Annotated in this window: 23 protein-coding genes, 1 pseudogene and 1 riboswitch; of the genes and pseudogenes, 2 read left to right on the forward strand and 22 right to left on the reverse strand. The window is 36.9% G+C overall.

Going from position 1 to position 20,167, the window contains the following annotated elements; translation table 11 throughout:
* Positions 1–76: 76 nt before the first annotated feature.
* The 18 genes from CZ490_RS22665 to CZ490_RS09430 all read right to left on the reverse strand — a co-directional run bounded on the left by CZ490_RS22665 (position 77) and on the right by CZ490_RS09430 (position 16,816).
* Positions 77–769: a peptidoglycan DD-metalloendopeptidase family protein gene (locus tag CZ490_RS22665; RefSeq protein ID WP_077618640.1), complete on the reverse strand. Its 693-nt coding sequence runs from the start codon at positions 767–769 to the stop codon at positions 77–79.
* A 206-nt stretch (positions 770–975) separates the two neighbouring features.
* Positions 976–2,199, reverse strand: coding sequence for a hypothetical protein (locus CZ490_RS09350; protein ID WP_142255361.1), 1,224 nt, complete (start codon positions 2,197–2,199; stop codon positions 976–978).
* Complete coding sequence (sigX, locus tag CZ490_RS09355) at positions 2,177–2,725, reverse strand: RNA polymerase sigma factor SigX (protein ID WP_077618642.1); 549 nt, start codon at positions 2,723–2,725, stop codon at positions 2,177–2,179. Before sigX ends, CZ490_RS09350 begins: the two co-directional genes overlap by 23 nt.
* 109 nt (positions 2,726–2,834) lie before the next feature.
* Positions 2,835–3,338 (reverse strand): ECF transporter S component, encoded by a 504-nt coding sequence (locus tag CZ490_RS09360; protein WP_077618643.1) that lies wholly within the window; start codon positions 3,336–3,338, stop codon positions 2,835–2,837.
* Positions 3,338–3,757: a DUF4430 domain-containing protein gene (locus CZ490_RS09365; protein ID WP_234987212.1), complete on the reverse strand. Its 420-nt coding sequence runs from the start codon at positions 3,755–3,757 to the stop codon at positions 3,338–3,340. The genes CZ490_RS09360 and CZ490_RS09365 overlap by 1 nt, the downstream gene beginning before the upstream one ends.
* 167 nt (positions 3,758–3,924) lie before the next feature.
* Positions 3,925–4,143, reverse strand: a riboswitch (cobalamin riboswitch).
* A 106-nt stretch (positions 4,144–4,249) separates the two neighbouring features.
* Positions 4,250–6,031 (reverse strand): ATP-binding protein, encoded by a 1,782-nt coding sequence (locus tag CZ490_RS09370; protein WP_077618645.1) that lies wholly within the window; start codon positions 6,029–6,031, stop codon positions 4,250–4,252.
* Positions 6,028–6,744, reverse strand: coding sequence for a response regulator transcription factor (locus CZ490_RS09375; RefSeq protein WP_077618646.1), 717 nt, complete (start codon positions 6,742–6,744; stop codon positions 6,028–6,030). Before CZ490_RS09375 ends, CZ490_RS09370 begins: the two co-directional genes overlap by 4 nt.
* Positions 6,745–6,925: 181 nt before the next feature.
* Entirely contained in the window at positions 6,926–8,098 is a 1,173-nt protein-coding gene (gene ccsB / locus CZ490_RS09380; RefSeq protein WP_077618647.1) for a c-type cytochrome biogenesis protein CcsB, read from the reverse strand.
* A 2-nt stretch (positions 8,099–8,100) separates the two neighbouring features.
* A complete protein-coding gene (gene resB, locus CZ490_RS09385; RefSeq protein WP_077618648.1) occupies positions 8,101–9,762 on the reverse strand; it encodes a cytochrome c biogenesis protein ResB in 1,662 nt (553 codons plus the stop codon).
* A 12-nt stretch (positions 9,763–9,774) separates the two neighbouring features.
* On the reverse strand, positions 9,775–10,305 hold the full coding sequence (gene resA / locus CZ490_RS09390; RefSeq protein WP_077618649.1) for a thiol-disulfide oxidoreductase ResA: 531 nt from the start codon (positions 10,303–10,305) through the stop codon (positions 9,775–9,777).
* A gap of 217 nt (positions 10,306–10,522) precedes the next feature.
* Positions 10,523–11,257, reverse strand: a complete 735-nt coding sequence (gene rluB, locus CZ490_RS09395) for a 23S rRNA pseudouridine(2605) synthase RluB (RefSeq protein WP_077618650.1) — start codon at positions 11,255–11,257, stop codon at positions 10,523–10,525.
* Positions 11,258–11,384: 127 nt separating this feature from the next.
* Positions 11,385–11,915 (reverse strand): spore maturation protein, encoded by a 531-nt coding sequence (locus CZ490_RS09400; protein WP_077618651.1) that lies wholly within the window; start codon positions 11,913–11,915, stop codon positions 11,385–11,387.
* Complete coding sequence (locus tag CZ490_RS09405) at positions 11,912–12,511, reverse strand: nucleoside recognition domain-containing protein (RefSeq protein WP_077618652.1); 600 nt, start codon at positions 12,509–12,511, stop codon at positions 11,912–11,914. Before CZ490_RS09405 ends, CZ490_RS09400 begins: the two co-directional genes overlap by 4 nt.
* 2 nt (positions 12,512–12,513) lie before the next feature.
* Positions 12,514–13,659: a D-alanyl-D-alanine carboxypeptidase family protein gene (locus CZ490_RS09410; RefSeq protein WP_077618653.1), complete on the reverse strand. Its 1,146-nt coding sequence runs from the start codon at positions 13,657–13,659 to the stop codon at positions 12,514–12,516.
* Positions 13,660–13,906: 247 nt separating this feature from the next.
* On the reverse strand, positions 13,907–14,785 hold the full coding sequence (locus CZ490_RS09415) for a superoxide dismutase (RefSeq protein WP_077618654.1): 879 nt from the start codon (positions 14,783–14,785) through the stop codon (positions 13,907–13,909).
* Between the two features lie 166 nt (positions 14,786–14,951).
* Positions 14,952–15,368, reverse strand: coding sequence for a hypothetical protein (locus CZ490_RS09420; RefSeq protein WP_077618655.1), 417 nt, complete (start codon positions 15,366–15,368; stop codon positions 14,952–14,954).
* A gap of 73 nt (positions 15,369–15,441) precedes the next feature.
* Positions 15,442–16,032 (reverse strand): SMC-Scp complex subunit ScpB, encoded by a 591-nt coding sequence (scpB, locus tag CZ490_RS09425; RefSeq protein ID WP_077618656.1) that lies wholly within the window; start codon positions 16,030–16,032, stop codon positions 15,442–15,444.
* Positions 16,019–16,816 (reverse strand): segregation/condensation protein A, encoded by a 798-nt coding sequence (locus CZ490_RS09430; protein ID WP_327078407.1) that lies wholly within the window; start codon positions 16,814–16,816, stop codon positions 16,019–16,021. Before CZ490_RS09430 ends, scpB begins: the two co-directional genes overlap by 14 nt.
* Positions 16,817–17,012: 196 nt before the next feature.
* Between CZ490_RS09430 and CZ490_RS09435 the strand changes: the two genes are divergently transcribed.
* Positions 17,013–17,102, forward strand: coding sequence for a YjcZ family sporulation protein (locus tag CZ490_RS09435; protein ID WP_077618657.1), 90 nt, complete (start codon positions 17,013–17,015; stop codon positions 17,100–17,102).
* Positions 17,103–17,226: 124 nt separating this feature from the next.
* Positions 17,227–17,766, forward strand: a complete 540-nt coding sequence (locus tag CZ490_RS09440; protein ID WP_077618658.1) for a DUF309 domain-containing protein — start codon at positions 17,227–17,229, stop codon at positions 17,764–17,766.
* 11 nt (positions 17,767–17,777) lie between these two features.
* On the opposite strand, the gene CZ490_RS09445 is transcribed toward CZ490_RS09440, so the two are convergent.
* From CZ490_RS09445 to ribE, 4 genes and pseudogenes are all read right to left on the reverse strand, one after another.
* Positions 17,778–18,155: a GNAT family N-acetyltransferase gene (locus CZ490_RS09445; RefSeq protein WP_077618659.1), complete on the reverse strand. Its 378-nt coding sequence runs from the start codon at positions 18,153–18,155 to the stop codon at positions 17,778–17,780.
* 189 nt (positions 18,156–18,344) lie between these two features.
* Positions 18,345–18,812, reverse strand: coding sequence for a 6,7-dimethyl-8-ribityllumazine synthase (gene ribH, locus CZ490_RS09450; RefSeq protein ID WP_077618660.1), 468 nt, complete (start codon positions 18,810–18,812; stop codon positions 18,345–18,347).
* 60 nt (positions 18,813–18,872) lie between these two features.
* Positions 18,873–19,493: pseudogene (gene ribB / locus CZ490_RS09455) on the reverse strand (3,4-dihydroxy-2-butanone-4-phosphate synthase); the annotation flags it as partial.
* A gap of 16 nt (positions 19,494–19,509) precedes the next feature.
* The gene (ribE, locus tag CZ490_RS09460) at positions 19,510–20,166 is read right to left on the reverse strand and encodes a riboflavin synthase (RefSeq protein WP_077618662.1); all 657 of its coding nucleotides are present in this window, start codon (positions 20,164–20,166) and stop codon (positions 19,510–19,512) included.
* Between the last annotated feature and the right edge of the window lies 1 nt (position 20,167).

Consider the following 20,167-nt stretch of genomic DNA (forward strand, 5'->3'; position numbering starts at 1 on the left):
GAATAATCCTTCTGAAGGGAATGGAAAAGCTCAAAATTTTAGAGAAAATTCAGGAAGGTCCGGTGAATACGTACTTTTAATACTTTTCGATAATTAAGATCTGGTCTGGGAAAATTAAATCATTTGTTAATTGATTAAGTACCTTGATTTCTTCAACTGTTGTCCCTACTTTACTTGCAATAACAGATAAGCAATCTCCAGTCTGAACAGTATAGGTTTCAATGTTTTTTGACACCTCTTCAGTTTCTTTTTTCATTAAAGCCGGAACGAGTATCTGTTCGTCTGTAAGAATGAACAATGGGTCAATAGCTTTGTTTTTCAAAGAATTCCATTCACCGTTATGTACTTCAAAATGCAAATGTGGACCTGTAGAATTACCTGTACTTCCAATATGGCCTATCAATTGGCCCTTTTCCACTTTTTCTCCTACTTGAACACTACGCTTACTTAGGTGTGCGTAGACTGTTTCGTATCCATTTGGATGCTCAATAAATATCACATGACCATAGGAGTCATTGTAAGATGAATTTTTAACAATCCCTTCCTCAACCGTATATATGTGATCTCCGAGCGGAGCAGCAATATCTAACCCTTTATGATTCCCCTGCCGAGTTCCAAACGTATCAGTGATCCTCCCTACGACCGGCCATGCCCACTCCTCGCTTATTTCTTCTGGAAGTTCTTGTGCATTGGCACTGTGTCCTCCGACTAAGAGTAATCCCAAACACGCTGCCAAAATAGCAGCAAATGAAAATCGTCTACCAAACATTGTTATCCTCCTCAAATAGTAAGAAAATGATCCTATATATATTCTAGTGTTCACCCTTGCTTGTTGAAAGAACACCTCCTCATTGATAAGCAAAAATGGACACCTACTTATTATTTGAAAATTTTTCTTGAATTATGTAAGTAATTCCATTCATCTATTTAAAACACAAAAAAGAGACAACTTAATGTCTCTTTAATGGAGTTATATTATAGTGGATTTGGTGCGAGCGGAACTCTTACTTGTTCTCCGAATCTCACCTGACCGATTTGATCTATATTCCCATAGAATGTTACTGTATCAAAATCAAACTCTTTTGCCGTTAACATAATAGCATTAAGCATTAGAATATAATTATCAGAATTCTCTAGAGCAGCATTATCATTAAAATGAACTTCTAAGTCAGTTCCATTTTGTTTAACTTCTTTTATATCCGATATGATAGTTTTATGAAGTATAAAGTCGCCCTGAATAGTGTCTTCTTTCATGGCTTCTAGTGCCTGCTCAATCGTATTAAAGTCTTCATAGGTTAGAGCCAACATTTTCTTATCTGATTGTTCATTTTTATAATATAAATATGCCTTTTTCGTATCTTTTTCAACATCGATATGGTTTTCAACAATACCACTCTGCCCGATTATAATACCTTGTTGATTATTTTGATAAAGTTCAACATGTTGAAAATCTTCTACCAGGTATCGGAAGGAACTAATTGTATGTGTAAACTCAGCGGTTTGAGCAGTCGCAAAGGACTCTGTATGAATTGTGTTATCTACTTCAACTTTAACAGCTTTCGCATTGTCTTTCGTTACAACTTCTGAGAAGTCTGAAAAGAAGGATATTGGAACCTCATCAATTCCCCAGCTAGGGTTTTCTCTAATCATCTCATTGACATAAGGAATATGTTTCTGCCATTGTTCAATAATATTTTCTCCGTCTGATTCGACTACTACTGATACGATAGAAGGAAACATGGCACCGCCTAGATATACACCATATGTTAAGAGAACTTCATTTTCTCCCACACTATTTACCACGTAGTTTTGGCTTGGTTGTTCCTCAACTGAAGAAATAGTGGCATCTTCATCGCGTTCTTGATCTTCAAACCTTTGTAACGTACTCATTTCTTCGTCATTCCGGGTCGATTCCTTGGCTTCCGAGTTACTTTCAAGTATAGTATTGTCTTTCGCCATATCAGCAGAATTAATTTCTGAGTTATTCATTTTGTTTACGAAAGAAGGAGCTAGGATGAATAACAGTAACACCGCTGCTACAGTTGCAAAAGAAGGAATAACCCAAACCCTTTTCTTTCTTTTTTTCATTTTACGGGTTACATTTTGATAAACCTCATGTGGATTACGGTGGTCCTTAACCTCTGGCATCTGTGATAGTATGTGTTCTAGCTGCTCATCACTCCACTCTGATTTTTTCATCATTTACACCCTCTTTCACACCTGATTCTTCCATATACGTCTTCAAAATCTTAAGACCCCTATGTTGTGTCGTTTTGACCTTACTCTCCGTCCACCCTAATGCTTGTGCAGTTTCTGCAATCGAAAGTGATTGTATATATCGTAGAATGAGAACCATACGCTGATCAGTTGTACAGCGATCCAAACAAGCGTACATTGTTTGAACTTGCTCATTTTGTAAAGCTACTTCTTCTGGAAGTGGAGCATAATCTTTTACCTCTTGACGGCTCCAATCAAAGGTTTCCAATATCCGTTGCTTCCAGCCTTTTTGTTTACGAAATGAATCAATTGCAACATGTCTTGCAATTGAAAATAACCATGTCTTTTCACTGCTCTTTCCTTCGAATCTATCATATGATTTTAAAACCCTTATATAAACTTCCTGAACGAGATCTTCAGCTAGTTCACGATTTTTTACCATATAAAACAAGAAGGAGAAGACATCGTGATGATACTTTTCATACAGTTCCTCAAACAAGGAATCCATAGCAATCCTCCCGTTCATTACATTAGTCGTACATTTTTTTAAAAAAGTTACACTCCCAATATAGTATGTTTTTATAAAAAAAGGAAGAATATTTTGGTAATATTCTTCCTTACTTTGCGATTGTTACATTTTTTAAGAATAATAGTCTCATGATTGGATATAGAATCAGAAAAAATATGCCATTACCAATTGCATGACTCATATCAAATGGCAATCCGGCGATATAGTACGCGAGAAACTTACCCGAGAACAAATAAAGTGGAATAGAGATAATTAGGCCATATAGAAAACCACAGAACACAGCGTAAATGGCAAGAATTACGACTGGAATTCGGTCACGGTACTTACGTATGGAACCACTAATCAAACCAATTAAGCCCCATGCTACGATTTGTCCAATTGTCCATAAACCCATACCCATTACCATATTCGACAAAACTGAACTTAACACAGCAACCAACACACCGTAAATTGGCCCTAAAAATAGACTCGTGATAATGATAATCGCAGTTGTGGGCTGGACATTTGGAATGAATGTAAATGTAATTCGACCTACAACTGACAATGCAATTAACATTGACAAGAGCGTCAAGTTTTTAACGGATAATTTCATTATTCATACTTCTGTAAATCGAATTCAATCTTGTCTTCAGGCTCCACTGTTAATTCGTTAGCTCCAACCATTGCTTCTTCACCATTTACAGAAAGATGCCAAAATGTTTTTTCTTCTTCACTTCCTGCTATCCCGTTAATGCTAGCAACAAAAGCACCATCAAATTGAGTTTCTATTTCAAAGTTTTCTTGCATAACATCCATTACGGTAATTTCTTTGCCTGCTTCAATTTCTATTTCTTTTTCTTCAATAATTTCTTCTCCGTTGTTTTTAGTAACAATAACTGTTACAATTTCTTCTTTTTCTTCTTGTTCAACCGCTTGTGAGTTATTATTTTTTTGCTTATCGTTTGTAGAAGTGTCATTACTACATCCAAATAATAATCCTAATGAGAGTAAAGCAACAAGTAATTTTTTCATCATTTTCGTTCCCCTTTTTGTTTGATATTGTGTAGTTTATGTAAAAGTGCTTTCGCATCAGATACCGAATCTAAAAAAGCCCATCCTTAAGGATGGGCTTTGATTAACAAAAAACAATGAACAACTGTATAGTTTTATTGTTAATTCCCACACCCCGAAGAATTAATAGACGATAATCGAATTAGGCAGGTCTACTGACTTAGGTTTCTCCCTACTATGAGTCCTTCCCATATAATGAACAGCATTTGCCATCCAATCATACAGTGGTTCTTCTCATTTCGTCCACCTTTACAGTTGCGGGGGCAGTCCTGGATTTTCACCAGATTCCCTTTTAAGTCTATTGAGAATACATGTATATTCTCATGACACCTAAAATTTCGATTTATTATTTAATTTTAATTTCATTTGACATCATTATATTACTAGATGAGTATTGCTTTTACAAGATAAATGTTTCGTATGGAACAAGAATCTTCGTCACATTTATTCATATTATTCGCTTTTTCGAGGGATTACGAACGTAAATGTCGTTCCTTCACCAATTTTACTATGGACCGAGATATTCCCATTGTGTGCAGAAATAATATTTTTTACGATAGCTAGTCCTAATCCAGTGCCCGACTTTCCTCTTGTTCTTGCTTTGTCTGCCTTATAAAAGCGTTCGAATACAAACGGTAAGTCTTCTTCAGGTATGCCAGAACCCGTATCGATAATGTCCACCTTAATTGATGATTCTTGTCCGGTTACACGTACCTCAACCTGACCATTCTCATCGGTATGTCTGATTGCATTATCAATCAAATTAGTAAAGACTTGCTCAATTCGATCGGGGTCTAAATTAACTTCTCCTATTTCCTCTCTTATCGAAGTCAAGGAGATTAGATTATCCTTTGCTAATCCCTGGAACTTGCGAACCACTCGGTCAAGCAGTAAGTCAAAGTCCACCATTTCTTTATTCAAGGTGATATTTCCGGATTGCATTCTCGCTAAATCCAATAACTCATTAACTAGTCGACCCATTCGTAACGATTCATCATAGATAACCTTAATGATTTCTTTTCGCTCTTCTTCTGTACTTGCAATATCGTCCATAATCGCTTCACTATAGCCTTGAAGCATGGCAATCGGTGTTCGTAACTCGTGAGACACATTCGCAATAAAATCTTCACGTAGTTGATCTAAACGCCTTTCTTCAGTCATGTCACGCAGAACAGCTACTGCACCTCTAATATATGTCTGATTATAAAGCGGACTCATTAATATAACCCAGGTTCTTCCTTGAAGACTAATTTCAATTATCTGCTCCTTTTCAAAGGATACGGAACGCTGAAATAATTCCCTTACCTGTGGCGGAAGTTCTTCTCCGACATCCTGATACATTCCTTGTTGATAGTACCAAGCTTGTAAAAATCGTTCTGCAGGTGGGTTTGTTACTAGAATCGTTCCATCACGGTTTAATGTGATAACTCCATCCGCCATACTATTTAAAATACTTGCAAGCTGTTCCTTTTCCTGATTTAACGCGTTCATATTGTATTTTAACTGTCTACCCATCTGATTAAGCGCCATTCCTAAAGCACCTATCTCATCATGGGTAAGAATTGGCACCTTCGTATCAAACTTACCTCTCGCTACTTCAAATGCTGCTTCTCTCATTTTACGTAGAGGAGCCGTAATACGGGTAAGTAGGAAGAAGGCAAAGACAGTCGTAAGGACGATACCAATACCGGCTGCTAAAAAGATAAACTGCGTTGTATGTTGTGTTGTACTTTTTACAACATCCAATGATTGATAAAGAAATACAGCACCCTTTTGGTCATTTTCAATATGAAGTGGAGCTCCCACTACAAAAAGTTCTTGCGATTGCTTATTCACATCATATTCAACAGGTAAGTCTATTTTTTTACTTTTATTTTGATCATTTGTAATAACCTGCTTTAGGTATGGGTCCTCTATAATGAGAGCAGCAGGTATGTTTGCAACTAGTTCCCGATCAGGGGACACCCAGAAAGTGTCTTCATCTGCAGCAATAATAACTTTTGTTTCGTCATTAACGAGTTCCCATGCAATTGATCTCGCAATTTCTTTATCTTCGTGCTGCTCCATAATTACAGCAATATTTGACGCAAGCTGTGTTAAGTTTCTTTCGGCTTCTTGAATATGATAATTCTCAAAATACTCCATAAAAAGAATGGTTAAAACAAATAATACGAAGGAAAACAGTAACAGAATGGTCGCCCATAGTTTTCCTACAACACTTCGCCAAAATTTCATTCCTGGCCGACCTCAAATTTATATCCCACGCCCCAAACAGTGACTATCATTTTCGCTGCATCCTGAGATACTTTGTTTAATTTTTCACGCAAACGTTTCACATGAGTGTCTACAGTACGTAAATCACCAAAGAATTCATAATGCCAAACGTCTTTTAACAACTGTTCACGATCAAACACCTTGTCAGGAGATTTAGCTAGGAAACATAATAGTTCATACTCCTTTGGCGTTAAACTTACTTCTTTCCCGTCTGCAAGTACTCGGTGTGCATCGTTGTCGATTGTTAGATGTGGAAAAACAATAACATCCTTTGCAGTTGTTTCCGTTTGCAGGTAAGTTGTAAGAGATGATCTTCTCAATAACGCCTTTACCCGAAGAACGACTTCTCTTGGACTAAAAGGTTTTACAATATAGTCATCTGTTCCTACTTCAAATCCTTGTACTCGATTAACCTCTTCACCTTTGGCAGTAAGCATAATAATAGGAGTTGATTTCTTCTCACGTAGCTCACGGCAAACTTCCATTCCATCTTTTCCAGGCATCATGAGATCTAATAAAATGAGATCATACTCATTTTTCAAAGCCTTTTCTAACGCGATATCTCCATTGTCTGCTTCTTCAATTACATAATTTTCACGTTCTAAATACATTTTAAGTAAACGACGAATTCTTTCCTCGTCATCAACAATCAAAATTCTTGCTTCAGTTTCCATTTTCTTATTCCTCCATTTTCTATTCGAAAGAATATTTTCTATCTACTCATATCGTACATAAAAAAGTCATAATTAGCTATAACATATATCACACTAGTATTCCCTACGTTAGTAAAAGTCAAAAATTCGACACAAAAATTGTAAAAAAACCTTCATCTAGATGATGAAGGCTGCACAATAGTTATGCGTATGAATGTAAACCTGCAATAACTAGGTTTACGAAAATGGTATTAAACATAATGATAAAGAACCCTATAACTGCAAGCCATGCAGATTTTTTACCATGCCAGCCTTTTGAAAGCCTTAGGTGAAGAAACGCTGCATAGAAGAGCCAGGTAATAAGAGCCCAAACCTCTTTTGGATCCCAGCCCCAGAATCGAGTCCAAGCAATTTGTGCCCAAATCATTGCAAATATTAATGCACCTAATGTAAAGATTGGAAATCCAATTGCAACCGAACGATAACCAATTTCATCAGTGAGGTCTAGATTTAATCTTTTCGTTAGAGGTTGCAATGCTGCACCTACACGTTTCCGTAAAATCAAACGCAATAATCCATATAGAATTGATCCTGCTATTATTGACCAAAGAACAGTATTTACTTTTCTAGCACTTAGGATTGCCGGTAATTCAACCCCGCTTGAAAACTTGCCGTCAGTTAATAATTCTCCTTCATTCGGTACAACCAATGCGGGTAAAGTATATACCATCTCAGCTTCTATTCCTTCTTTATCTACCCACGAGAATACTGATTCATATTTCATTGCACCGAACGTTGTAGAAACAGCAACGAATCCTACAACCACAACTAGTATATACATAACGAATTCTAACCAAAACGTTTCTTTGCTCTTAACAGATTGATCCACACCCTTTAATAGATAGAGGATTCCAGCAACAAAGCTAATGGAAAGAATAGCTTGGCCTAGTGCTGCTGTCGTAACATGAATATGAAGCCAGTCACTTTGCAAAGCTGGTATGAGTGGAGAAATTTCTCTTGAAAACATACTTCCATATGCAATAATTAAGAGTGCAACTGGTAATGTAAATAGTCCTAAAATGCTAGTTTTGTATATAAAATAAATGATGATAAACGCTAGAACTAACATCATCCCAAAGAACGTAATAAACTCAAATAGGTTACTTACTGGTGCATGTCCTGCTGCAATCCAGCGTGTAATAAAATATCCTGCCTGTGCAACAAATCCAATTATAGTGATGACAATCCCAATATGTGACCATCGGTTATAGCCATTCATGCTTTTTTTATCACGAATTGCGCCACCAAAGATAAATGTTGCTACAAGATAGAGAATAAAAGCAGCGTAAAGAAGATTTGAACTTAATTCAGCCATTTTTATCCCTCCTTATTTTCCTTATTTTTAGCATCAACTTGATCAACAGGTTCAGCGATTCCAGTGTCTGCTATAACAAATCGTATTTCATTTTTCAGACCAAACCAGTTTTTATTGGTATGACCCGCAATAATAACTTCATTATCTTTTCTCTGAATCCAAATCCGACGATGATGCCAATAAGACCCTTGGATAACCCCAATCATAAAGATAGCACCACCTAGAGCTAGTATCCATAATGTAAAGTCTCGTCTAACCGTTAAGCCGGATACATTCTTCATATCAACACCAGCAAAAGCCATTTTATACTTATTATCACCAAGTGGTTCTATGTTTTGCTGAATTGCTACGAAACTAATTTCTCCTTCTGGTTTATCTGGAGCATACATCTTAAATACAAATGCTGGGTTATTTGGGATCTTTGTTTTAGTAGCTGGCTCGCCCTTATCATTAAAAAAGAAGTCTGGAAAATAACTTGCGAGCTCAATAGAATACCCGTTACCTAAATCATATTTTTCTTGTGGGTCCATTAAATTAATCGTAACTAATCCCAAGTCCTCGTTCGTCTCTTTGTCTACCATATTGAATGACATTGAACTAAATTCATTCAATTTGTAATCAACCTGATAGACTGCATAATGATCATGCTTTAAAGGTTCGTTCACTCGAATTTCATGAGATTTGACTTCTTTTAATTCTGGTTCAACCCCAGGTATGATTTCATCTGTACGTTCGTATAAGGTTACATCAGTTTGGAAGTTTTTTACAACCATAGAATTTCCAGCAATGTCAATTGCCTCATCGAAAACTTCCTTTTCTTTGCCTTTCTCATACACTTCTACTATGAATCGTTCACTCTCTAGATAGTATTTTCCATCCGTACCAGGAACACTAGCAGTTTCACCTTCACGAAGCCAAAGAACCTCGTCTATATACATTCCCGGAACAAAACGAAGCATGGCACCAATCAGGAACAGGATGAGACCGCAATGATTTACATATGGGCCCCACCTTGAGAAACGACCTTTTTCAGCTAAGATATTACCATTTTCTTCACGAACAGAATAACGTTTTTTCTTTAGTTTTTCTTTTACTATTTCAAAGTCAGTATCTATATTCTCAACAGTATTTTTCCCATAGACACGCTGTCTCTTTAAGAAGCTCTCATGACGTGTAACACCTTGTTTCTTTAACGCCTTATATAAAGGAACAACGCGGTCTATACTACAGATAATTAAAGAAATACCGAGCATTGCAATAAGAATCATGTACCACCATGATCCGTAGAGGTTGTGGAAACCTAATTGGTAGTATAATCTTCCCGTTATTCCGTATTCTTGTTCATAGAAGTCAGCTGGGCTCATCGCTGGAGGTATGTATAATTCCTGAGGGTAAATCGTCCCAAGTGCTGAAGCCACTAATAGTATAACGATTATCCATATGCCAACTTTAACAGATGAAAAGAAGTTCCATATTTTATCAACGATGGATTTATTATAGGTTTGAGAGCGTCTTGCACTTCCCTCATACCTCATATCTAGTAATTGCTTTTTGTCCTTACTATCCTGACTTTCTTCTTCGCTTTGGACAGGTTTACCACAAGCCTCACAAAAAATTGTACCGTGTGGATTCACATGTCCGCATTCGCATTTTACATTTTCCATAAAAATAACTCCCTATGGCTTTATTTGCTCCATATAATCTTTTACCATCTTGCTTGTCATCTCACCAGTGATTATTTTAACAACTTTCCCATCTTCATCAATTAATAAAGTTGTTGGTAATGGGTCAATTCCATAGGCATTTAACAACTGATTTCCCTTATCAATAACTACAGGAAATGATAATTCATATTTTTTAATAAAATTATTAACGCTGAATTTCGGTTCACCGACATTTATTGCGATGACCTCCACTCCTTGATCCTTGTATTCCTGATAATATGTATCAATGTATGGGAATTCTCGTTGACAAGGCTCACACCATGTACCCCAGAAGTTCAAAAACACACCTTTTTCCCCTCTATATTCTGACAAATGGTGTTCCTTCCCATCTAAATCCGTAACAACAAAATCAGGTGCCATATCCCCAACTACAACCTTTTCCTTGCTCGTAAAAAAATTGATATACAAGGTATACACTAGTGCAGCGGCGAGAAGTGATAAAATGATTGTCCGAATTACTAATCGTCGCTTTTTCTTGTTCATGGTGATCTCCCTTTTTTATTAGATTAGATGTGTGCATCCCATGCCATTATAGCACTATATAAGAAACCTTCATCGCCAAGAATTTGAAGGTTATGTGACAATTGAGAATCATTATTGACGAGCTACCAAAACATAGGTTTCATGAAACTTTAGCAGAACGTTTCCTTCAGCTAAAGTTTCATATATTTTTGTTTTTGTTATCTAATTACAATTCCCTTTATAAACGGTTATCCTTTGTACTAGCTAAAGCCCTTAATTGTTTTACCTCATGTGGTAGTAATTCTCTAAATTCACCCGTATGTAAACCTTGAAGTGTTAAAAAGCCAAATCTTTCTCTTTTTAGCTTCATTACCTGGTGACCGATTGCTTCAAACATTCTCTTGACCTGTCTGTTTCTACCTTCATGAATGCTGATTTCAATAATCGAGGTTTGTTTGCGCTTGTCCATTGAAATTAGCTTAACCCTTGCAGGGGCAGTCTTTCCATCCTCCAGCATGATGCCTCTTTCTAATTGACGCAGCTTTTCCTTAGGAGGAATTCCCTTTATTTTTGCAACATACACTTTTTCCATCTCATATTTTGGATGCGTTAATATGTTTGCAAACTCACCATCATTCGTTAGTAACAGCAAGCCAGACGTATCATAATCAAGTCTTCCAACTGGATAAATACGTGCTTTAACTTCTGGAAAAAAGTCCGTTACAACCTTTCTCCCTTTATCGTCACTCACACTCGAAATCACAGAACGTGGTTTATAAAATAAATAATAAACAGGCTCTTCCCTCTCAAGTGGAATGCCGCTTACCTCGATTTTATCATTTGAGCCGACCTTAATCCCAAGCTCCTTCACAACTTTTCCATTTACTTTAACATGGCCTGCAGTAATTAGTTCTTCTGCCTTTCTCCGTGAAGCTACACCTGCATGTGCAATTACCTTCTGTAAACGTTCCATCTATGCTCACCCCTTAAACATCTTACTTGTTTCTTTGTGTTTGTACAAGATAAAAACACTAACTAGTATGCCCATCCCAGAACTTTCCTAAATAAAAAAAGGAAAACACGCTTATCACATGTTTTCCTTAACCAAATATTAATGTAACAACAACTATACTTGCAATGATACCGACTAAATCTGCTAAGAGTCCTACCTTTAGTGCATCTCCCATTTTCTTAATACCTACTGCTCCAAAATATACAGTTAAAATATACAGTGTTGTATCCGTACTACCTTGCATGGTAGCAGCCAATCTTCCGATAAAAGAATCCGGACCATATGTAGCAATTAAGTCAGTAGTCATTCCTAAAGCTGCTGTCCCCGAAATTGGCCTTATAATTGCAAGCGGCGCAACCTCTGCTGGAAACCCAACAAATTCGAGAGCTGGTCGGATTAAATTAATGAAAAACTCCATTGCACCAGAAGCTCTGAAAATAGAAATGGATACTAACATCCCAACTAAGAACGGTATGATAGAAAAGGATATTTTAATTCCTTCCTTTCCTCCCTCAACAAACGTTTCATACGTTGGAATCCTTTTAAAGGTTCCATATAAAAGGATAAATCCTATAATCACAGGTATAAGCCAAAGAGATATAGAGTTTATTATCGTCATTCTGGCCCTCCACCCTTCTTCACTCGTCGATAATGGAAATACCGATCGATTAATATCGCCGCTATTGTTGAAAACATCGTTGCTATCAGAGTTGTTCCAACAATCTCAGTTGGATTTGTAGATTCATAAGTCATCCTGATCGCAATTACAGTTGTAGGAATCAGTGTTAGACTCGACGTGTTAATTGCTAGAAACGTGATCATTGAACGACTAGCAGAACTACTCCCACCATTAAGTTCTCTTAACTGTTCCATCGCTTTAATTCCCATAGGTGTGGCTGCATTGCCCAATCCAAACATATTTGCAATCATATTTGAAAGAATATAGCCCATTGCCGGATGTTCTACCGGAACCTCGGGAAATAAACGTCTAACTAATGGACGAAATAATTTTGATAGCTTATCTAACAATCCAGCTTCTTGCGCAATTCTCATCAAGCCTAGCCAAAATACGAGGACACTAATTAAGCCAATACAAATGGTGACAGCTTCTGATGCCCCTTTAAAGATAGCCTCATTTACCTCACTAATTGTTCCATTAACTATAGCAAAGATTATTCCGATAATTGTCATTGCAACCCATATAATATTGACCATCGTTATCTAACCCCTAGAATTACTAGAAAAATACTTCTGAGAGTTTCCCAGAATGTTTCCTTAGGCTTGTTGGAGTTACCGTTATCAAAATATATTGGCATTTCTTCAATCGTCTTATCACCAAGATTTACAGTAAGTGTCCCTACTATATCGGGAACATTTTCTGGTTTACGCCACTTCTTATTATCAGGTTCTAGGAAACTTATATCGAGCCTTACATCTTCCTTCTCTTTTTCTGTGAGTGGGTACTTAAACTCGTGATCTACAAAAACTTTACCTCTGTAAAAACTATGGTCCGTTTGTAATTCTCCATCATCAACGACTTCTACTAAATCATACGATTTAAACGCATGATTAAATAGATTCATATGGTCATTCCAGTCATCCGAAGCGTTTATCGTTACAGCAATTAACTCAGTTCCATCCTTTGCTGCTGTCGAAACTAAAGTACGTTTTGCTCGTTTGGTGTATCCTGTTTTACCGCCTGTACTATACTTATACAGCTGTGTCAGTAACTTATTTTTATTTCTCCAAACACGATCCCATTTTTCATTCGGATTTGGCGCCCGATAGACCTTTGTCCCAGATATCTCCCTAAATTTTTCATTTGTCATTGCATATCGCGTTAATATAGCCATATCATATGCAGATGAAAAATGGTTTTCATGGTCATCTAGGCCGTGAGGATTCGCAAATTCAGTATTTTGCATCCCTATCTCCGCAGCTTTTTGATTCATTAGAAATACAAAGCCCTCTAGACTCCCTCCCACATGTTCAGCAATAGCTACCGCAGAATCATTACCAGAACGAAGCATCAATCCATAAACTAAATGTTCGAGTTTAATTTCTTCGTTTGGCTGCAAATATAAGGAGGAGCCTTCGGTACCTACAGCTTTGTTACTTACCTTCACCATATCCTCGAGTTTCCCAGATTCAATGGCAATAATAGCGGTCATTATTTTTGTTATACTTGCGATTCTCATCCGTTGATGAGCATTTTTTTCATACAATATCCTACCTGACTCTTGTTCTATTAAGATGGCACCTTTTGCGCTAACAGAAAGTGCACTCGTCTTTTGTGGTAATAAACCTATGAGAACCATAGCTATAATGAGTAGTGTCAAAACTTTTCTGCGAAAAAATGTCATTCGATCCCCGTCCCTTTAGCTGTTTTGTAAAAGTGTATGCACTACATGTCCAACTATATGAATAAAATATGTACAAACTACGAAAATCGTAAGGTGTCTGCTATCGGCGACAAACACAAGAAATGCGCTACAGAAGGCGTTATTTGCATTCTAAAGCGATTTGCTTGTATTCTCGACCCTATGGTGCCTGAAGATAGACACCAAAAACAACAAAAAAACTGACCAAGACTTGGTCAGTATTGTCATGTTAATATTGCTTCCATTGTAATTTGGATGCTTCTCGATAACGATGATCAACTTCGTCCCAATTTACGATATTCCACCAATTTTTCACATAATCTGCACGAACATTTTTATATTGTAGATAATAGGCATGTTCCCAAACATCCAATACGAGTAAAGGAATTGTATCCCATTGTGTCAGTAGCTGATGACGTTCTGATTGCAGAATCTCCAAGCGTCCGGCTCTTGGTGACCAGACAAGAATCGCCCACCCTACACCTTCCACCTTATTTGCCGCTTCACTGAAATGTCTCTTAAACACTTCAAAGCTACCAAAATCTCGATTAATCTGACGAAGGAGGTCACGCCCTGGCATCCCCCCACCTTTCGGTTTCATTACATTCCAAAAAATAGTGTGTAAATAATGACCTGAACCATGAAAAGCAGCTTCTCTCTCCCAATGCTTTAGTAAATCATAATCCCCTGTGTCACGTGCCTTTTCCATCATTTTCTCCGCCTTGTTTAAACCCTCAACGTAGCTTTTATGGTGTTTGTCATGGTGGAGCCTCATAATTTCTTCAGAAATGTAAGGTTCTAATGCATCATAGTCATAGGGCAGAGGTGGTAAAGTATGTTGGCCAATACCAACCCTTCTTATCTCTTGGTATAATTCGGTTCCTCCCACTTCTTCTGCAAAGCGAACTCCTGTATCATATAGTTTCTTTACTTGTTCATGTAATGCTAATAGATCAGTAGATATTCGTTCTTTATCTCGGGAATCAAGAAATTCCGCAAAACTGGAAATTTTTGTTTGAAGCTCTTTATTATTTACATGTTTAAATTGCTTTTTAAACTCTCCAAACCATTGTTTAACATCTTCTATATATCTCTCTGAATGACCCATTGTAGTCCTCCCTCAGCTTTAATCGTCACTATCCTATGCGTGTTACCGATATTCGTGACATAAAGTTGTTGAAAGCTCAGCCTTTTTTCATTTCTTCGTCCACAATATGATGAAACAATGAAAAAAGGAACCCAATTGTGTTACACATTACAATTGGGTTCCTCTTTTATGTCTGTTCAGTATTTACAAAAGGTGATTTCACTTCAAAGCTTTTTTTGTGATGGAGATGTGTAAATATTTCTTTTAGTCTATCCAGTTGAATACCTTTAAACTGTTCTTCAAATTGCTTTTGATCATTGATATATAGACGTTTACGGTTCCGGAAACTGGGGTTCTTTAGCAAGCAAACGATCGCAACAAGGTCTTTAAAGTGCACTTCATTCGTATCAATTGTATAGACTGGATCTTCAGTGAAAGGAGTAAACGTTGTAAATTGTTCCTCAAAATAACGCAAGTAAAGAACTTGGAACCTCTTTTCTTCCCCATCTTCAACAAAAACGACTTCAGATTGGTTAAAAAAATCCTCGAACGTGTTTTTTAGTGTTTTTTCAAGCTCAAATCCGCTACAATTTTTAATTAACACATTTCCACCCCACTAACCACCATTTTCCAACTTGATAACTACATATTACCATAGGAAACGTTAGATGGGCGAATTATTTTGAATCTTCTATCGTTTCTTGAAACCGTTCAAAAAAGAGGTCAGCTTCCTCTTGTACATATTCTTCATCAATTTTTTCAGGAAGCGGAGGTAGTTCTTTCAATGTCTTTAGTCCAAAATACTCTAAGAACTCCTTTGTTGTACCATATAAAATAGCTCTTCCAGTACCTTCGACACGTCCAACTTCCTTAATTAAAGCTTTCGCTATTAATGTTTGAATCGGTCTTTCCGTCTTAACCCCACGAATTTCTTCAACTTCCGCTCGAGTTATTGGTTGGCGATAGGCAATTATCGCAAGAGTTTCTAAAGCGGCCTGTGAGAGCGAAGTAGTTGTAGGTGATTCTACAAGCTTTTTGAGATAAGCAGCATGTTCTTTTTTTGTTGTAAGTTGATAAGTACCTGCTACTTCGGTTAAATTAATGCCTCTTCCTACCTGGGTGTAATCATCCTTTAACTCATTGATGATATCAAGTGCGGTGCTCTCATCTATTTCTAAAACGATTGCCACCTGTTTTAAGGTTAAACCTTCATCGCCAGCAGCAAATAATAGCCCTTCGACAATCGCCTTCCAATCAATTAATTTCATTCTTAACATCCCTTTCCAAGCTCGAAATATAGATTTCTGAAAAATTATTCTGTTGCTCAATTAACACAGCATTATTTTTCATTAATTCAAGAAGCGCGAGGAATGTAACAACAATATGGTTTTTATCATGGAACGGAAACAACTCTGTGAATTTCTTTTTCCCGCGAATACCTCTTAGTTCTTTGATGATTTCTTCCATCCTTTTTTCGATGGGAATTTCCTGTCGTGTTATTCTTGTTGCTAATGGTTTCTGTAATTTTTTTCGGCGTAGTAGCTTTTGAAATGCTCCTAACATGTCGTAAATATTAACATCTAATGAATAGTTAACGGGAACATCCTTAGTGAAGTCACTTAAATCACTTGGAGGCTTTGTAAACAATTGAGATCGTTCTTCTTCTAAGTGCTTTAAATCTTCTGCAGCATTTTTATATTTGCGATATTCAATTAACCGATTCATTAAATCTTCACGCGGGTCCTCTTCCATTTCAAATTCGGACTCGCCTTCAAATAGCTCTTCTTCTTGCTTTGGAAGCAACATTTTACTTTTAATAGCCAAGAGAGTCGCAGCCATGACTAGATATTCACTTGCAATATCTAGCTGTAATTCTTTCATTGCATGTATATATACTAAGTATTGTTCCGTAATTTCAGCTACCGGTATATCATATATATCAATTTCTAAACGATTAATTAAATGTAAAAGAAGGTCTAAAGGACCCTCAAAAGAGTCAATTTTTACGTTGTAATGTAAATCCACGCTCATCCCACCAAAAATACCCTTCATGACAATTTCATATTTTTATATTTTAACACAATCTTTAGTATAGAACATATTTAACATTCAAGCTATATAAGGTTTATGGATATTTGTCCCACAAATAATTTTAAAAAATATGGTGGATATAGACACTCGCCCACACAAGAAGTAGTAAAAGTCATACTATAACTGTGTACCAAGAAAAATTAAGGAGGTAATATAAATGGGAGACGGATATAACTTCGGAGGCGGTTTTGCCTTAATCGTAGTATTGTTTATTCTATTAATTATTGTTGGAGCTGCTTGGTTCTAAAATAAAAAAAAACGGTGATTAATAAAGTGTTCGGCTAGCTGCTGAACACTTTATTTTTCCATGTTTTGGTTACATAATTATGTTAAACTACACATACATAGTGATAAAGGAGATGTTATGCCACTTGTACCCACAAGCATTTATTGACTATTTACTTCACTTTCACTGTGACCGTGACTATTTTGAATGCCATGAGGTCTTAGAGGAGCATTGGAAAAAAAAGCCTATCCCTGAGCGAAGCATATTCTGGGTTGGATTAATTCAGATTGCCGTGTCCCTTTATCATCACCGTCGTGGTAACTTACCAGGTGCCTTACGCATGATGAAAAGTGCATGGTCCATATGTAAAGATCAAAAGGACGAATTGGCTCGGCTTGGTTTCCAGGTTGATAAGTTGGTTGTGTTGCTAGATAAAAAAGTTCACGACATCAAAAGAGGTGAACCATACGAAAGCATCAATTTACCACTTGAAAACAATTTACTTACAACTTGTTCTAATCTTGCTTCACAATCGGGATTGTCGTGGGGTGTAGCTAGTGATTTATCCAATAAACAATTAGTCCATAAGCATAAATTACGTGACAGAAGCGATATCATTGCCGAAAGAGAGGAACAAATTAGACATAAAAGAAAGCTTAGACAGATTCAAAAGCCTCCAAATTAAAAAGGACAGTCCTAAGACTGTCCCTCTATACATTTCTCATCCTCTGAAAAATCGCATTTTTCAAAAAAGGCTGCGGTATTTTCATTTGGCTTTAATTCACGTTCTGGAAAATGCTCTTTTAATGCCTTCACCATCTTTTTCCCTATGCCTTGAAATCGATGGGATGGGTTTACACATATGTGTTGAATTTCCACAAGATTCCCGTCATGGATTGTTGTTCCGATAATTCCTACAATATCTTCTTCTTTCCATAAGAATAACTGCTGTGTATCATCTTCTTCATATTGCTTCATAGTTGCTTGCAGATTCTTAAGGTCCTTTTCGGTCGGCATGAATGAAAGAAGCCCCATTGCGATTTTCTCATAATTCTTTTTATAACGAATTAACATATAAATCCCTCATTATCGAAAAACTTTCCAACTAGTATATCTCACAGTGATCTATACTACTATTGGACTAACCCCTAATACATTTATTAAGAGTATCATTTTCCATCTTATTTTTCCAGTGTCTTTTTGGAATACCCTTAAATTTAAATTATATCCAAAACCTTCCAAATCTATTCAATCGTAATCTTATTACTCAAATGAACGCGAAAGATTTGCCATTTCAATCGCAGAAACAGCAGAATCCCACCCCTTATTTCCGGCTTTTGTCCCTGCTCTTTCGATTGCTTGTTCAATTGTTTCAGTTGTTAATACCCCAAACATCACAGGTTTTCCTGTTTCAAGTGTTATTTTCGATAACCCCTTCGCTACTTCGTTACAAACATAATCATAATGAGTCGTTGATCCTCTAATAACTGTGCCCAATGCGATTACTGCATCATATTTGCTCGATTCAGCCATTTTTTTTGCAATTAAAGGAATTTCAAAAGCCCCAGGTACCCAGGCAATTTCAACATCTTCATCAGCCACACCATGCCTCTTCAATCCATCCAACGCTCCGCTTAAAAGCTTCGCCGTAATAAATTCATTAAAACGTGCTACAACAACCCCTATTCGTAATCCTGTGCCAACTAAGTGTCCTTCATAAATTTTATTCATAATCATCCTCCTATGTTATCGGGTATTTTCTTCATTTTTAAAAAAATGTTTCATTGCCTATTCATTAAATGTAAGATACTCATATTGTTTGCGATATCGGATTAATTCCTCAACAGTAATCATTTTAAGATTATGGTCACTTGCTATTTTTTGCAGGTCAGGAACTCTTGCCATCGTTCCGTCTTCTTTTACTATTTCACAAATAACTCCAGCAGGTTTAGCTCCACAAAGAATAGCTAAGTCAACTGCTGCTTCTGTATGTCCAGCTCGACTAAGGACCCCACCATCTTTTGCGATTAAAGGAAAGACGTGCCCTGGTCTCTTAAAGCTAGATGCAGTTGATTCTGGGTTTAGCAACTCCCTAATGGTCGTGGCTCGTTCAAATGCACTAATTCCAGTCGTTGTACTTTCATGGTCGATACTGACTGTAAAAGCCGTACCGTGTGGGTCCGTATTTTCGGATACCATTGGATTAAGATTCAATTTTTCAGCTAAGGACTTCGTAATTGGTGTGCAAACAAGCCCACGACCATGTGTAATCATAAAATTTATGCTTTCTGGTGCAATATTCTCGGCCAGAGCGATGAAATCTCCTTCGTTTTCACGATTTTCATCATCGCTTACGATTATTATTTTGCCTTGCTTCAAATCTAAAAGTGCATCTTCAATTGAGTTAAACATTGCAAATCCCCCTTCCTTATTTAAATCCGTGTTCTTCTAAAAAACTTGAGGTTATGGTTGATTTCATTGTTTTTTTATTTTCAAATGTTCGTTGCATATATTGGTTTATATATTTTCCAAGCATGTCACACTCAACATTCACGATGTCACCAACACCTTTATTACGAAGGATTGTTTCTGATAACGTATGGGGAATTAGTGAGAGAGTAAATGATTTTTCAGTAAGTCCAAAAATCGTTAAACTCGTTCCATCAACTGCTACTGAACCTTTATATATCAGATATTGTACAATCTCCTCAGAAACCTTAATCTCATAATAAATTGCATTCCCTCTTGGCTGTTTTCTACTAATTTTTCCGACCCCATCAACATGTCCAGAAACAATATGACCTCCAAAGCGTCCGCCCGCAGCCATTGCCCTCTCCAGATTAACAGCAGAATTTACTTGTAAATCACGTAACGATGTTGACTCCACCGTTTCTGGCATTACATCTACCGTGAATCCATCGGCTGTAAATTCAGTTACTGTTAAGCAAACCCCATTAACCGCTATACTGTCACCGAGGTGGACATCCTCTAGTATCTTTTTTGCTTGAATCACCATCTCTACCGATTCCTGAGATCCATTTATCGCCTTAATTTGCCCAATTTCCTCAACTATTCCTGTAAACATG

The sequence above is a fragment of the Litchfieldia sinesaloumensis genome, from assembly GCF_900156865.1.
GTDB classification, from domain to species: domain Bacteria; phylum Bacillota; class Bacilli; order Bacillales; family Bacillaceae_L; genus Ferdinandcohnia; species Ferdinandcohnia sinesaloumensis.